Raw genomic sequence first — 14,428 nt, 5'->3', positions numbered from 1 at the left:
ATGGCGAGAACCGGCCTACTCCGCAGGCAGCGTCAGGATCTTCTGTTCGCGATACGACTCCAGACCCGCGCGGCCCAGTTCGCGTCCGATCCCGCTGGCCCTGAAGCCGCCCCACAGGCTGTCGGGCAGGATGATCTGAGGGGCGTTGATCCAGACATGTCCGGCGTCGATCCTGTCGCCCAGGCGGGCGGCGCGATCCGGATCGCCGCTGACGACGGTGCCGACAAGGCCGAACGCGGTATCGTTGGCCAACTCGACCGCCTGATCGTCGCCGGTGAAGCGGCGGACCGACAGGATCGGCCCGAACAACTCGTCCCGCCACAGAAAGCTGTCGCGGTCCACATCGTCGTAGATCGTCGGTTGCACGAAATATCCCGGAAGGTCCTCAATCAACGCGCCGCCGGTCAGGCAGCGCACATCCTGCGATCTGGCGCGCGCCAGATGCCGCTCGATCTGGTCGTATTGCGGGCGGGTGGTGATCGGTCCCATCTCGGCGCTGTCCGGCGCGCCGATCTTCAGCGATTCCGCCGCCGCAACCAGGGCGTCAAGCAGGCGGTCGGCGATCCCGTTCTCGACGATCAGCCGCGAGGTCGCCGAACACATCTGTCCGCAGTTGAAAAAGATCCCGCCCGCGATCAGTTCGACCGCCTGATCCAGATCGGCGTCCGACGTGACGACGATGGGGGATTTTCCGCCAAGTTCAAGCGAGACGGGAACGGTGCGCTTTGCCGCCGCCGCCATCACCATCGCGCCGACCGCGTTCGATCCGGTGAACGAGAATTTGCGGAAATGCGGATCGGATGTGATCGCCTGCCCCGCCCCCGCAAACCCGGTGACGATGTTCAGCACGCCGGGCGGCAGGCCGATCTCGGACGCGATATCGCCATAGACCAGTTCGGCCAGCGGCGTCATTTCGGATACTTTCAGCACCGCAGTGCACCCGGCAGCCAGTGCCGGTGCCAGTTTCCAGGCACTTGTCACCAAGGGGAAATTCCACGGCACGATCATGCCCACCGGCCCGATGGGCGCGGACCGGCGCAGGCCCAGCCAGTCGGGATCGCTCATCCTTTCGGGCGCTGGCACCTCGTCCAGGTCGCGGGCCAGGTCGGCATAGTATCGGAAACACGCCTCGGCATCCGACAGGTCAATCTCTGCCTCGGGCCGCGGCTTGCCGTTATTGAGCATTTGCAGCGATATCAGCCCTTCCCGCCGCGCGGCGAGGCCATCGGCGATCCCGCTCAGCAATTCGGCCCGCCGTTTCCCGCTGCTGTGCCGCCAGTCGTGAAAGGCGCGGTCGGCGGCCTTGGCGGCGGTTTCGATCTGCGCGGCCGACGCGGTGCCGAGTGTGGCAAAGCTGTCGCCCCGGCACGGATCGACGACCTCGATGGTGTCGTCGCCTTCACCCGCATGCCACGCGCCGTCGATGAACAGCGGACGGTCGCGGCGGACCAGATGTTCGGGGGGCTTCACCATGTCCGGGCCTCCTTGTCGTCCAGTTCGATGACGGTCGGGCCGTCCGCCGCAAAGGCGGTCGCAAGCGCGTCCACCAAGGCGTCCAGACTGTGGACGTGGATGGCCTTTGCGCCGAACCCCTTGGCGATGGTCTGGAAATCCGGGGTGTAGATGTCGACCCCGATCTGCGGAATCTGGCGTTCGGCCATATAGGTCTTGATCTCGCCGTAACCGCGATTGTTCCACAGCAGGATCGGCAGGGGCAGAGCAAGCTCGATTGCCGTGGCCAGTTCGGGCAGGGTGAACTGGAACGCCCCGTCCCCGATCAGCGACACGACCGGACGATCCGGACAGGCCAGCCTGGCGCCCGAGGCGGCGGGCAGCCCGTAGCCCAATGTGCCAAAACCGGTGGAGGAATTGAAATAGGATCGCGGCTGCGGCGCGTCATAGGTCAGGTTGGCGCCATAGACGGGCTGGGTGGAATCGCCCGCGACGATCAGGCCCGGAAACTCGTTCGACAGGCGAGTCAGGATGCGGCCATGGGCGGCATAGGCCGGATCGATGTCCTTCAGCCCGGCTTCGCGCAGCGTGCTGGTGCGGCTGGCGCCATCCTGACGGGCCGGCCCCTGCAACGCATCCGCCAGCGCCGTGGCCGCAGCGCCGGCGTCCGACACGATGCCAAGCGTCGCGGCGGCGTTGCGGGTCAGTTGTTCGGCCTCGATGTCGATGCGGATCAGCGCGCCGCCGATCTGCGGATAGCCGCCCATCAGCAGCGTATCCGTCTCGCCCAGCTCGGTCCCGATGGCCAGCACCACATCGGCTGCGGCCAGTTCGTCCAGGATCGTGCGCTGCGGCAGCAGGCTGCCCACCAGCAGCGGATGATCCGGCGGCAGGATGCCCTTGGCGTTGATCGTGGGCACCACCGGCGCACCCAAGGCCGCAACCAGCCGCGACACCGCCTCGGCCGCGCCCGAGGCGCCGCCGCCCACGATCATCAGCGGGCGTTCAGCGCCGCGCAGCATGTCGGCCGCCTGCGCGATGGCTGCGGCGTCCGGCGCGGGACGGCGCGGAACGGATGGCGCCAGCGCCAGATCGCCGGCCTCGGCCACGATCACGTCAAGGGGCAGTTCGATATGCACGGGCCGGGGCCGCGCGCTGTTGAAGGTGGCCGCGGCGCGATCCAGCACCGCGGGCAGATCGGCGGGCGACATGACCGTATGGCTCCAGGCGGCGACACCCTCGGCGGTGGCGGACTGGTCTTTCAGTTCGTGCAGCCGGCCTTCGCCGCGCCCGATCTCGTCGCGGTTGAGGACGGACGAGATCACCAGCATCGGGATGCTGTCGGCATAGGCTTGCCCCATCGCGGTGGCGATATTGGTCATGCCGGGGCCCGAGATGATGAAACAGGCAGCCGGCCGCCCGGTGACGCGGGCATAGCCGTCGGCCATGAACCCCGCCCCCTGTTCGTGGCGCGGCGTGATGTGGCGCAGATTCGTGGCGGGCAATCCGCGATAAAGTTCGACGGTGTGGACGCCGGGGATGCCGAACACCGTGTCGATCCCCATATCCTGCAGCAGACGCGGCAGCACTTCACCCAATGTCGGCATATGTCAGGCCCTTACTACATGAACGGAACAGCGGGCGTGGTTGGCCACCCGCGACGCCACCGACCCCAGAAGATAGGCGGCTTTTTCCCGCGAACGCGCGTTGATGACGATCAGGGTCGCGTCAATCTCGGCGGCGACGTCGATGATGCCGGGCGCGACGGGACCGTATCTGACGATCTGCTGGTCCACGTCGAACGGCGCGCTGGCCGCCACATCGGCCAGCCGCGTGGCGGCATGGTCCATCATCGCCCTGATCATGCCCTTGGCGTCGGTGGTGGTGGGCAGATAGACCTCGGGCACCACCGTCATCAGCACGACCCGTGCGCCCCTTGCGGCACTTCCGGCGACCTCGTCGAACATGCGGCTGCGGTCGTGATCGACACTGACATCGATCGGCACAAGCACGGTTTCGCTGGACATGCTGTTCTTCCTCAAAACACGACGTATTTGGCCAGAATGATCGCCAGAGGCGTCGCGATGATGGTGCGGATGACAAAGATCATCGCCAGATGGCCGATATTCAGCCCCAGATTGGCGCGCAGCAGGATCGCCCCGACCTCGGACATGTAGATCAGCTGCGAGACGGACAGGATCGCCACCAGAAAGCGGGTTTCCTGGCTTTCGATGCTTTTGCCGATCAGGGCGGGCAGATACATGTCCGCGAACCCGACGACCAGCGATGGCGCCGCTGCCCTTGCCTCGTCCACGCCGGCCCATTCAAGGATCGGCACGAACGGCATGGACAGCCACTGGAACACGGGCGTGTATTCCACCGTCACCAGCGCCATCATCGCGATGGCGACCGTCGCGGGCACCAGAGAGAACCACATGAAGACCAGGTTCTCGAACCCGCTTTTGATGAAATCGGGAAAGTTCGGCGCGGTGCGGGCGCGGGCAAGCCCGAGGCGCGTTCCGGCCTGCACAAGCGATTCGCCCTCGTGCACGGTGTCATCGACGTGGTTCGAGGTGCCGGGCTTGTAGTCGGTGGGCAGCCAGGTCAGCGGCGGAATCCGCGGCAGGATCAGCGCGCAGACGAACCCGATGGCGAAGACGCAGCCGTAGAAGGCGAAGAACACATCCGCCAGTCCCACCAGGCTGGCGATGACATAGCAGAACGGGATCGAGACGATGGAGAAGGTGGTGGCGACCGTCGCCGCCTCGCGCGTGGTATAGACGCCCTTGTCGTATTGCTGGACCGTCAGCATCACCCCCAACGGCGCCGCCCCCAGCCACGAGGCCAGACCGTCAATGGCCGAACGCCCAGGCAACTGGAACAGGACCCGGAACGCCCGCGACAGCAGCGCGCCCACGAATTCCATGAACCCGTAATCCGACAGCAGCGGCAGACCGAACGACGCCAGCGCAAACAGCGCCAGAAGATTGACCATCAGCGATCCGACGACCGTCCCGCCGGTCGCGCCCGAGGTGATCCATTCCGGCCCCGCCCCGGTCGTGTACAGCACCGTGAACACCGCCCCCAGACAGCGCAGCAGCACCCAGACCGGCCCGGTGCGGAAATACTGGATCATCAGCGGCGTCCTGGGCGTGCCGGGGCCATAGCTGTACCACAGCGTCAGCAGGCCCGACGTCACGGTCACGGCGACCAGCGTCCATCGCAGCAGGGCGGCGAAATTCGCGTTCAGCCAGTCGATCATCACCCCGAAGGGGATCGTCCATGTCTCGGCCCCCGGCACCGGCAGCAGGAACAGCGCCGCGCCAAGCGCCGAGGGGATGACGAATTTCAGCCAGTTGCCGGTCGAGCGATCCGCCGGATCGGCGGCCGGGTTGCCGCGCCCGGCCCCGCTCATGAAACGTCACCCTTGCGATGTGCTTCCTTGTCTTGCGCGGCCTTTCCCTGTGCCTGGGGCAGCACGCACAGCATCTCGTACAGCAGGTTCGCCGCGATCAGCGCTGTCGTGCCGGCCTGATCGTAGGGGGGCGAGACCTCGACCAGATCCCCGCCGACCAGATTCAGGCCGGCGGCGCCGCGAATGATCTCAAGCGCCTGATGGGTCGTCAATCCGCCGACCTCCAGCGTGCCGGTGCCCGGCGCGATGCCCGGATCGAGACTGTCGATGTCATAGCTGAGATACACCGGGCCGTCGCCCATCTGTTCGCGCACCTCGGCCATCAGCGGGCTGAGCGATTTGTGCCAGCATTCCTCGGCCTGAACCACGCGGAACCCCTGCTCGCGCGGCCAGTCGAAATCGCTGTCGTCATAGCCGGTGCCGCGCAGGCCGATCTGCACCACGCGCTTGCAATCCAGCAACCCCTCTTCGACGGCGCGGCGGAAGGGTGTGCCATGCGCGATGTCCCGGCCGAACATCTGCGGGTTTACATCGGCATGCGCATCCACATGGATCAGGCCGACCGGCCCGTGCTTCTTCGCCATCGCCCGCAGGACCGGCAGGGCCAGCGTATGATCGCCGCCCAGCCCCAGGGGGATGGCGCCATGCGACAGGATATCGTCATAGGCGCGTTCGATGATGGCGATGCTGTCCAGCAGATCGAAGGGATTGGTGGCGATGTCGCCGATATCGGCCACCTGCATCCGGTCGAAGGGCGAGATCTTGGTCCACATGTTGTAGGGCCGCAGCATCGTCGATTCCGCCCGGATCTGACGCGGCCCGAACCGTGTCCCCGACCGGTGCGACGTGCCGATATCCATCGGGATACCCACGAAACAGGCGTCCAGCCCCTTGGCATCGCTGGCGGCGGGCAGACGCATCATCGTGCCGGGCCCTGCAAAGCGCGGCATGTCGTTTCCGGACATGGGTTGATTGAACATCGCGATTTCCGATCTTTTTCGTGGCCCTTGGGTTGCAGCCTGTCGAGAAAACGACGCGGCGTCAATCGAGGCCGTCATCGCCCTTGGGTTGCGACGCTTCGGTTTGCGGCACCGCGCGGCGGCAGGCTGCGCGCGGGGGCTGTTGTGGCGGGCTTTCGGCGCACACGGGTTTGACGGGGCGTAAACCCACGACAGCCAAGGGTCTGGATGCCGGGATGGCTTGCATGTCCGCCGGCGAGGCTTACATGAAAGCGGTTCGCATCCTCCGCGTTTGGCGGGTCCGGTTGCGGGCGGAATATCCTGCTGTTTCTTTATCAGATTTGAGGTCCGATGCTTGCCCCGTTCAGGCGCACCCGCGCGAAGGCGACCCGAAAGCTTCGGCGTGCAACGATCTCGGCGGTGACCAATGCCTGGGGCGCCGTGCTGACGCCAGCCAAGCCTGCAAAGAAGACAAGAAAGCCGAAATCCGCCAAGGCGGCCCCAAAGCCCGCTGCGGCCAAGGCGGCCGCGAAGGCCCCTGCCCGGCCGCGCAAGAAGACGCCAAAGGACAGCACGCCACGCGCAGATCGCAAGCCGGCCGTTCCCGCCACGTCGCGATCCCGATCGACGCGGCCGCGCGGATCGGCGTTCACAAGCGGCACCTTTGACAGCGAATTCGGCGCGCGCTCCTACAGGCTTTATGTGCCTGCCGTCGCCAGAACAGCGCCGGACCCGCTGCCGCTGATCGTGATGCTTCACGGGTGCGGGCAATCCTCGCTGGATTTTGCGCGCGGCACCGGCATGAACACGCTGGCGGAAGAGTTCGGGTTTCTGGTTCTGTATCCGTCCCAGGCCCGCGCATCGCATCATTACGGGTGCTGGAACTGGTATCGGCGCGGCGATCAGGCGCGCGACGCGGGCGAGCCTGCCTTATTGGCAGGTCTGACGCGCCGCATCATCGCGGACCACAATGTCGATCCGGCCCGGGTCTATGTGGCCGGTCTGTCGGCGGGCGCCTCGGCGGCGCTGGTCCTTGCCACGTCATATCCCGACATATTCGCCGCCGCCGGCGTGCATTCCGGTCTGGCGGTGGGCGCGGCTTACGATGCCGCATCCGCCCCCATTGCGATGCAAAGCGGCAATCCCGGCCTGCCGCACAGGATTCAGCTGCCGACCATCGTCTTTCACGGCGATTCCGACAGAACCGTCAGCCCGCGCAACGGTCGTTTCGTGGCGCTGCGGGCGCTTGAACCCTATGCCCGTCTGGACCGGGCGGAAAAGACCGGCCGCATCCCAGGAGGGCGCGAGTTCACGCGGATCGTGCACCGCGTGGGACGGGGGCGTCCCTATGTCGAACAATGGGTCGTCCACGGATCGGGACATGCCTGGTCCGGCGGGCATTCAGCCGGCAGCTATACCGATCCGGCCGGTCCCGATGCCTCGCGCGAGATGGTGCGTTTTTTCCTGCGCCATCGCACCACGAAAAAATGGCGTCAGGCGCTGGCCTGACGCCGGCGGCCCAATCGTCACGCCACCTGTGCCGCAGCGCCGGGGTCAATGACGGTCAGATGCCCCGCATCCCAGCTTGCCGGACAGATTTCCGCCTCGGCATGGCCGTTCCGCAGCCTGCGGCACACGCCGACCGGGATATCGGCGGCGACCAGCACGTGATCGGTCATCATCGCGGCGGTCTGGGGCGCGATGGTGGCGTAAATGCCGTCCAGCGAAACCGCCACGTCGCAGGGCAGGAAGACGCTGGCGCCGCCCACGCCCGTATCCGTCGAGGGAACGCCCAGAGGCGCGCCGACGGCGCCCAGGACGCAGACGACGGTCTGCAACTCGATCGCGCGCGCCCGCGCGCAGGCGAACACCCTGTTATAGCCGGTGATCATGTCGGTCTTGGCGGGAACAATGACCAGATCCAGATCAAGCTTGCCCAGCCGCGACCACAGATCGGTGAATTCGCTGTCGAGGCAGATGATCATCGCGATCCGCAGCCCGTTCCACTGGATGACATTGATCGTCTCGCCGGGAACGGTGATGCCGCCGACCCCCTGCGCCTCAAGCGGCGTCAGGCTCAGCTTGTCCTGGCTGTGGCGCGCACCGTCGGGCGTCAGCAGCCATGCGCGGTTGAAATAGGCGGGAACGCCATCCACCGGTTCGGCCTTGAACGGGATGGTTCCGGCCAGGATCGACACCTGATGTTTCGCGGCCATCAGGGCAATCGCATCCAGCGCGATCTGTCCGGTTTCGAACAGCCAGCCCATTGTCTGGTCTGCGGGCATGTCCGCCGGTGCAAAGCTGAGCCATTGCGCGCAGGCGAATTCCGGAAGGACCAGCATATGTCCGCCCCGCGCCCGCGTCTGCGCGACCCGCGCCTCCAGACCGGCCAGCCAGGTCGGCAGATCCGGCACCACCGGTTCAAGATTGGCGGCCCACAGGTCGATTGAGACATGTTCCATGATTTTCCTGTCCTGAACCGGATGCGGTCCCCCCGCAGATAACGCCGATTGACGCGGATAACAGGGCAGCGCCGATTAATATTTGCGGGTCGCGTTCCTGTCCGGCGGACGCGGCAACAAGGTGCAGGCGATGAGAACCGCTAATCCTTCCCGCCATCCCTGCCATTGAACGCGCGAAGATGCGGGAAATCGCCGCGTTCCAGATAGGCTTCTTCCTCGGGGGTCGAGAGGCGGCCCAGCACGCGGTTGCGGTGGGGGTGGCGGCCGAACGCCTTTATCACCCGTCTCACGTCGCGCGCCTGCCTGACCAGCGACCGATAGATCGGTTGCAGATCCTCCGGCGCCTCGGCCGCGATCTCCTCGCGCAGCCGGATCAGCAGATCGAGGCGGGCAAGGTGGTCCGCCCCCTCGCAATGGCCAAGCGGCAAACCATACACGACCTTGAACCACGGCGTCGGCAAGGCCGTATAATGGCCGTTCGACAGTCCTTCCATCGTCAGCGCCAGTGCCGCCTTGTCCTGCGCAAAGGCGCGGGCGCTGCCCTGCCAGACCGACCGCGAGAACTGATCCAGCACGACGACAAGCGCAAGCCGCCCTTCGGGATCGGACTCCCAGGACGCCAGACCGCCGGCGGCCGCCGTTGCCGTGAGGTCCGCGAAGCGCCGGATGACATCGTCATGCGCGCCGCCACGCATGCGCCAGAACCAGTGCGCCTTGTGAGCGTCCGCGTCGATGTCAAGCGCGCGGCCTTCGGGGAACCAGAACGCAAGAACCTCTTGCCATGGTTTGCCGCCGGGTTTTTCGTCCATGCTGCTGCCTCCCCTCCGCTTCATGCTCTCTCGTTCCGGTCGCGGATGCAAACCGCCCGGCTGGCAACCGATGGCAGGGGCATGGTAACGGTCACGTTCCTGTTGCGACACCGGGTGGACGATGTGAAAAAACTGCGCGCCGTGGATCGGGGGATGATGCTGACGGCCCTCACGGTCCTCGGGATGGTCATCGCGACGCTTGGGCTTTGGCCGATGCAGGGCGTGACCGCCGACCGGGCGTCGAACGCCGGTCTGGTGCTTGTGTATCTGGCCGGCGGCCTGCCTGCGGCGTGGCGGGCGCTGATTGCGCTGTGGCGGGACCGCGTTCTGGATATCGACCTGCTGATGGTGGTGGCCGCCATTGCCGCCGCGGCGGTCGGCGCGCCCTTTGAAGGTGCGGTGCTGCTGACGCTGTTCAGCGTCTCGACCACGCTGGAGGATCGTGCGCTTGGAAGGGCGCGCCGCGCGGTCGAGGCGCTGATGGCCCTGCGACCCGAGACGGCCTTGCGCAAGGCACCCGACGGCCACGTGAACGAAATCCCCGTCGCGGCGCTTGAGGTGGGCGACATCTTCGTGCTGCGGCCCGGCGCGCGGGTGCCCACCGACGCGGTGATCGCCGCCGGACGCGGCGCGCTGGACGAGGCCAACATCACCGGCGAATCCATGCCCGTCACCAAGCAGCAGGGCGACATGATCTTCGAGGCGACGGTGAACCTGGACGGGGTGCTGGACGCCACCGTCACGAAAACCGTCGCCGACAGCACCGTCGCGCAGATGATCGCGCTGGTGACCGAGGCGCAGGCGGCCAAGGCGCCCTCGGAACGCTTCAGCGAATGGTTCGGCCAGCGATACACGGTCGCGGTCCTGCTGGGCGCGGTCCTGGCCTTCGCGGTCTTTCGCTGGATCGAGGGCGACTGGCACGAGGCGCTGTATCGCGCAGCCGTGCTGCTGGTCGCGGCCAGCCCCTGCGCCATCGTGATCTCGGTCCCCGCCGCGATCCTGTCGGCCCTGTCGGCCGCCGCCCGCAAGGGCGTGCTGTTCAAGGGCGGCGCGGCGCTGGAAACCCTTGCGGCCATCGACGCTTTTGCCTTCGACAAGACCGGAACGCTGACCACCGGCAAGGCCTCGGTCACCAATGTGGTCGCGCTTGACGGGAACGAGGCGCGGTTCCTGTCCCTGCTGGCCGGGCTGGAGGCGCAGTCGGAACATCACAGCGCCACCGCGATCCGGCAGGAGGCCGCGCGCCGCGACATCGCCCCCGTCGAGGTGCGCAACGTGACCGCCCTGCCAAGCGAGGGGATCACGGGGAACGCGGACGGCGGCACGCTGTGGGCCGGGAACGCGCGCATCGCCGCACGGATGGGGGCGGCAATCGACGATCCGGCCCTGCGGGCGCTGGCCGATGATACCGAGACGGTCATTTATTTCGGACGCGACGACCGCGTGTTAGGCGCGGTCAGCCTTGCCGATCGGGTCCGCGAAAGTTCGGCGCCGGCGCTGTCGGCCCTTCGCGACAGCGGCGTCACGCGGATCGTGATGATGACCGGCGACCGCCGGCCGGTCGCGGTGCGGATCGGCGCGGAGCTGGGCTTTCAGCCGGACCGGGTCCATGCCGATCTGCTGGCCGAGGACAAGGTGCGCATGGTCGGTCAGCTTGCGACCGGCGGCAAGGTCGCCTTCGTGGGCGACGGGGTCAACGATGCGGCGGCGCTGGCGCGTGCGGATGTGGGGATCGCGATGGGTGCTGCGGGGTCCGAGGTCGCGCTTCAGGCCGCCGATGTCGCGCTTTTGTCCGAAGACATGACGCAGCTTGCGGCGGCGCACCGGCTGGCGCGGCGAACCGCGACGATCATCCGCCAGAACCTGATCTTCGCCATGGGCGCCATGGTCGTGCTGGTCACCGGCGGTCTGTTCTTCGACCTGCCCCTGCCGCTGGCCGTGATCGGCCACGAGGGCGGCACGGTGCTGGTGGTTCTGAACGGCCTGCGCCTGCTGCGCGCACCCGCCTTTGTTCCTGACAGGTGACGTTTCACGGGGTCAGGAAACCGCCCGCCGCTGTTCCCCTTGCCGGAGCGAGGGAACCGGATGCCTCCTCTGCGCTTAACTTGGACCCGTGCCGCGATATGTGGCACGGTCGGATCGAACCTGACCTTCGGAGGAGCTTTCGTGACCTGCACGCACAAGAACATGATGACGATCCCGCGCCCGTCCGAGGGCGACAAGGAGGGGGCGGTGTGTCCGGAATGTGTCGAAACGGGGTCAAGCTGGGTGCATCTGCGCATCTGCCGCACCTGCGGACATGTCGGCTGTTGCGACAGTTCCCCGAACCGCCATGCGCGAAAACACTGGGAGACGTCGCAGCATCCGATCATATCGTCCATGGAGCCACGGGAAATCTGGTCCTATTGCTTCATCGACGATGAACTCGTGAAATGATCCGACCCTGAACACAAGGAAGCACCAAGAATGAAGATGTCCAATATCAGGCGCGAATGGGAAGTGTTTGCCCGCGAAGGGGCCGTCGGCATCGGCGCCGTGCGGGACGTTTCCGACGATCATATCGTGATCTACATCGAAGGATTCGGCGATCAGCGGATCGACGCGGAACAGATCGCCTCGGTCCATGACGGCAAGGTGGTTCTGGACGTCGACGCCCTGCCCCAGGACGCCCGGGACGCGATCAGGACCGCGCATGACGAGGAAGACCGCGTCGTGCGGTCGCGGCCGCCGGTCGACTGAGGCGCAATCGTCATGGGCGGGCGTGACGAAGACGCGGATGATCGGGGGTTGCAGGCGCTGCGCGATTGTGCCGCGCAAAGCGCCCCCGGTATCGCGCCAGGCGCACCATAGCCTTTCCTCGCGGTGACGCGATCCGGGCGTTCGGCGATGCGCCGGAACATCTGCGTCGCAGCGTGACGAAAGGATGCGCAGAGGACGTCGCGTTCGCGGCAGCCGGCGCGAGGCGGCAGATCGGTCGGCTCCGCAATGCCGCGCACCGATCTATTCCATGCAATTCTCGTAAGGGGCGCGGCTGAAGCGGTTTCCCGTCTCGGTCAGGCGTCCGATCAGGCGCATGAATTCGGCGCGCTCATCCTCGTTCAGCGGGGCCATCATCTGGTCCTGCGTCGCGCGGATCGCCGGCTGGATCGTTTTCAGCAGGGATTCGCCGCGCTCGGTCAGGGTCAGGCTGCGGGCCCGGCGATCGTCCTTGCGCACCGTTCTGGTCAGATACCCCCTCGCCTCCAGCCGCGAGATCACCCCGCCGATGGTGACCCGGTCATGGGCGATCAGGCCGGCCAGTGTCGCCTGGTCGATGCCGGGATGATCGCGCACGGTCGACAGCGTGCCATACTGCACCGGCGTCAGGTCGAAACCCGCCGCCTTGGTCTGCGCGGCGAAAAGCGCGACCGAAATCTGGTGCAGGCGCCGGATCTGGTGGCCGGGAAGATCGTATATCTTGGTCATCAGCACAGCTTTAACGCCGCGCGCCGCAATAGCAAGTCCGCTGTTTACACGTAGACTAACAATTAGTATACGTATCATAACGCACAGCGAATCGCCCTGGAGGAGGAACGATGGACAACGCCATGCAACCCGAAGACACCCCCGAACTGCGTCGCCTGTATCAGGGGTTCAAGGACAACCACCTGAACCCGCTATGGACGCAGCTTGGCGACCTGATGCCCCAGCAGCCCCGGCCAAAAGCCGTCGCGCATGTCTGGAAATGGTCCGATCTTTATCCGCTGGCCAAGCAATCGGGCGATCTGGTCCCCGTCGGCCGCGGCGGCGAGCGGCGGGCCCTTGGCCTCGCCAATCCCGGCCTTGGCGGCGAGGCCTATATCTCGCCCACGCTGTGGTGCGCGATCCAGTATCTGGGCCCGCGCGAGACCGCGCCCGAACATCGCCATTCGCAGAACGCATTCCGCTTCGTGATCGAGGGCGAAGGCGTCTGGACGGTCGTCAACGGCGATCCGGTGCGGATGTCGCGCGGGGATTTCCTGCTGACGCCGGGCTGGTGCTTTCACGGGCATCACAACGACACCGATCATCCCATGGCCTGGATCGACGGTCTGGACATTCCGTTCAGCTTCCAGAACGATGTGGGCTTCTTCGAGTTCGGCGCCGACCGCGTGACCGATTATGCCACCCCGCGCTATTCCCGCAGCGAAAGGCTGTGGTGCCATCCGGGCCTGCGCCCGCTGTCGCAGTTGCAGAACACCGCGGCCAGCCCGATCGGCGCCTATCGCTGGAAATTCACCGATGAGGCCCTGACCCAGCAATTGCTGCTGGAGGATGAGGGTCAGCCGGCGACGGTCGAACAGGGCCACGCGGCGGTGCGTTACGTCAACCCGACCACTGGCGGCGACGTGATGCCGACCATCCGGGCCGAATTCCACCGGCTGCGCGAAGGCACCGAGACGCCCACGCGGCGCGAAGTCGGCTCGACCGTGTTCCAGGTGTTCGAGGGGCGCGGCGCGGTGGTGATGAACGGCGAGACCCGGAAACTTGAAAAGGGCGACATCTTCGTCATCCCGTCCTGGGTCGCCTGGTCGTTGCAGGCCGAAACGCAGTTCGACCTGTTCCGCTTTTCGGATGCCCCGATCATCGAACGGCTGAACTTTCAGCGCACGCTGGTCGAGGCCGAGGCATGAGCAGCCTCGACGAAGCGCGCGCCGAGCTGCGCGCGCGCCAGGGGGCCGGGGCACGCTATGACGCCGAAACCGCCCCGGCCGAGGCGCTGGACATGGCGCGCCGCGGCACCGCCTATCTGGCGCGGATCGTGAACGGTCTGGACGAGGCAGCCCTGTGGACCGTCTCGGCCCGCGAGGGCTGGACCCGGCGCCGGGTGATCGCCGCCGCCGCGCTGGAGGCGCGCGAGATCGCGCAGGCGCTTGAGGATGCGACCGGAAAACAGGGCGACCGGGCCGAGACCGGAACCGCCGCCCTTGATCTGGCCGAAACCCTGCCCTCCCGCGCCCTGCGCCATCTGGCAGCCCATGCCGAGGTGCATCTGAACGTCGTCTGGCGCGACCTGACCGATGCCGAATGGGATACCGAGGTCAATCTGTCCTGTGGCCGAATGCCCGCGCGCGACATGCCCCGGCTGCATGCCGAAACCCTGTGGCGCGCGGCCCTGGATCTTCGCGCCGGAGGCCGGACCCGCGACCTGCCGGCGGCGTTGAAAGAAAATCTGGCGTCAGGCTGAAAATCCACGACTATGACGACAGGCACGTTTCGCCACGTTTCCGCGGCCGCGGCCCCAAAGACCCGATCATTTCCGTGCCGCAACCGGTGGCGCGGATTCCCGATGAAGCAACTGACCGACAGATG

15 protein-coding genes are annotated in these 14,428 nt (G+C 66.5%); 6 read left to right on the top strand and 9 right to left on the bottom strand.

Going from position 1 to position 14,428, the window contains the following annotated elements; all coding sequences use genetic code 11:
* Window positions 1–15 precede the first annotated feature (15 nt).
* The 6 genes from JHW45_RS03970 to JHW45_RS03945 form a co-directional block, all read right to left on the bottom strand.
* The gene (locus tag JHW45_RS03970) at window positions 16–1,473 is read right to left on the bottom strand and encodes an aldehyde dehydrogenase family protein (RefSeq protein WP_272859655.1); all 1,458 of its coding nucleotides are present in this window, start codon (window positions 1,471–1,473) and stop codon (window positions 16–18) included.
* Entirely contained in the window at window positions 1,467–3,059 is a 1,593-nt protein-coding gene (locus JHW45_RS03965; protein ID WP_272859654.1) for a 5-guanidino-2-oxopentanoate decarboxylase, read from the bottom strand. The genes JHW45_RS03970 and JHW45_RS03965 overlap by 7 nt, the downstream gene beginning before the upstream one ends.
* Window positions 3,060–3,062: 3 nt before the next feature.
* Window positions 3,063–3,479 carry a universal stress protein gene (locus JHW45_RS03960; RefSeq protein ID WP_272859653.1) on the bottom strand — a complete coding sequence of 139 codons (417 nt, stop codon included), beginning with the start codon at window positions 3,477–3,479 and terminating at the stop codon, window positions 3,063–3,065.
* 11 nt (window positions 3,480–3,490) lie between these two features.
* Window positions 3,491–4,867 (bottom strand): YjiH family protein, encoded by a 1,377-nt coding sequence (locus tag JHW45_RS03955; protein WP_272859652.1) that lies wholly within the window; start codon window positions 4,865–4,867, stop codon window positions 3,491–3,493.
* Entirely contained in the window at window positions 4,864–5,853 is a 990-nt protein-coding gene (gene speB / locus JHW45_RS03950; RefSeq protein WP_272860530.1) for an agmatinase, read from the bottom strand. Before speB ends, JHW45_RS03955 begins: the two co-directional genes overlap by 4 nt.
* 308 nt (window positions 5,854–6,161) lie before the next feature.
* Window positions 6,162–6,479, bottom strand: coding sequence for a hypothetical protein (locus tag JHW45_RS03945; protein ID WP_272859651.1), 318 nt, complete (start codon window positions 6,477–6,479; stop codon window positions 6,162–6,164).
* Between the two features lie 49 nt (window positions 6,480–6,528).
* Here JHW45_RS03945 and JHW45_RS03940 point away from each other — a divergent pair, with 49 nt between their 5' ends.
* Entirely contained in the window at window positions 6,529–7,335 is an 807-nt protein-coding gene (locus tag JHW45_RS03940; protein ID WP_272859650.1) for an extracellular catalytic domain type 1 short-chain-length polyhydroxyalkanoate depolymerase, read from the top strand.
* A gap of 17 nt (window positions 7,336–7,352) precedes the next feature.
* Here JHW45_RS03940 and JHW45_RS03935 read toward each other — a convergent pair whose 3' ends face one another.
* Window positions 7,353–8,288, bottom strand: a complete 936-nt coding sequence (locus tag JHW45_RS03935; RefSeq protein ID WP_272859649.1) for a nitrilase-related carbon-nitrogen hydrolase — start codon at window positions 8,286–8,288, stop codon at window positions 7,353–7,355.
* A 140-nt stretch (window positions 8,289–8,428) separates the two neighbouring features.
* Window positions 8,429–9,097 (bottom strand): DUF924 family protein, encoded by a 669-nt coding sequence (locus JHW45_RS03930; RefSeq protein ID WP_272859648.1) that lies wholly within the window; start codon window positions 9,095–9,097, stop codon window positions 8,429–8,431.
* A gap of 153 nt (window positions 9,098–9,250) precedes the next feature.
* On the opposite strand from JHW45_RS03930, the gene JHW45_RS03925 reads away from it, so the two are divergent.
* From JHW45_RS03925 to JHW45_RS03915, 3 genes are all read left to right on the top strand, one after another.
* Entirely contained in the window at window positions 9,251–11,122 is a 1,872-nt protein-coding gene (locus tag JHW45_RS03925) for a heavy metal translocating P-type ATPase (RefSeq protein ID WP_272860529.1), read from the top strand.
* A 141-nt stretch (window positions 11,123–11,263) separates the two neighbouring features.
* Window positions 11,264–11,533 carry a UBP-type zinc finger domain-containing protein gene (locus JHW45_RS03920; RefSeq protein ID WP_272859647.1) on the top strand — a complete coding sequence of 90 codons (270 nt, stop codon included), beginning with the start codon at window positions 11,264–11,266 and terminating at the stop codon, window positions 11,531–11,533.
* 30 nt (window positions 11,534–11,563) lie between these two features.
* Complete coding sequence (locus JHW45_RS03915; protein WP_272859646.1) at window positions 11,564–11,836, top strand: hypothetical protein; 273 nt, start codon at window positions 11,564–11,566, stop codon at window positions 11,834–11,836.
* Between the two features lie 261 nt (window positions 11,837–12,097).
* Here the strand turns inward: JHW45_RS03915 and JHW45_RS03910 are convergent, their stop codons facing one another.
* Window positions 12,098–12,562 (bottom strand): MarR family winged helix-turn-helix transcriptional regulator, encoded by a 465-nt coding sequence (locus JHW45_RS03910; RefSeq protein WP_272859645.1) that lies wholly within the window; start codon window positions 12,560–12,562, stop codon window positions 12,098–12,100.
* A gap of 110 nt (window positions 12,563–12,672) precedes the next feature.
* Here JHW45_RS03910 and JHW45_RS03905 point away from each other — a divergent pair, with 110 nt between their 5' ends.
* Complete coding sequence (locus tag JHW45_RS03905) at window positions 12,673–13,749, top strand: cupin domain-containing protein (protein WP_272859644.1); 1,077 nt, start codon at window positions 12,673–12,675, stop codon at window positions 13,747–13,749.
* On the top strand, window positions 13,746–14,303 hold the full coding sequence (locus JHW45_RS03900; protein WP_272859643.1) for a maleylpyruvate isomerase N-terminal domain-containing protein: 558 nt from the start codon (window positions 13,746–13,748) through the stop codon (window positions 14,301–14,303). Before JHW45_RS03905 ends, JHW45_RS03900 begins: the two co-directional genes overlap by 4 nt.
* Window positions 14,304–14,428: the final 125 nt, after the last annotated feature.

Origin of the sequence: Paracoccus stylophorae (assembly GCF_028553765.1) — a bacterium.
Taxonomy (GTDB): domain Bacteria; phylum Pseudomonadota; class Alphaproteobacteria; order Rhodobacterales; family Rhodobacteraceae; genus Paracoccus; species Paracoccus stylophorae.
The sequence above is the reverse complement of the archived record's forward strand: the minus strand, read 5'-3'. Positions and strand labels throughout refer to the sequence as shown.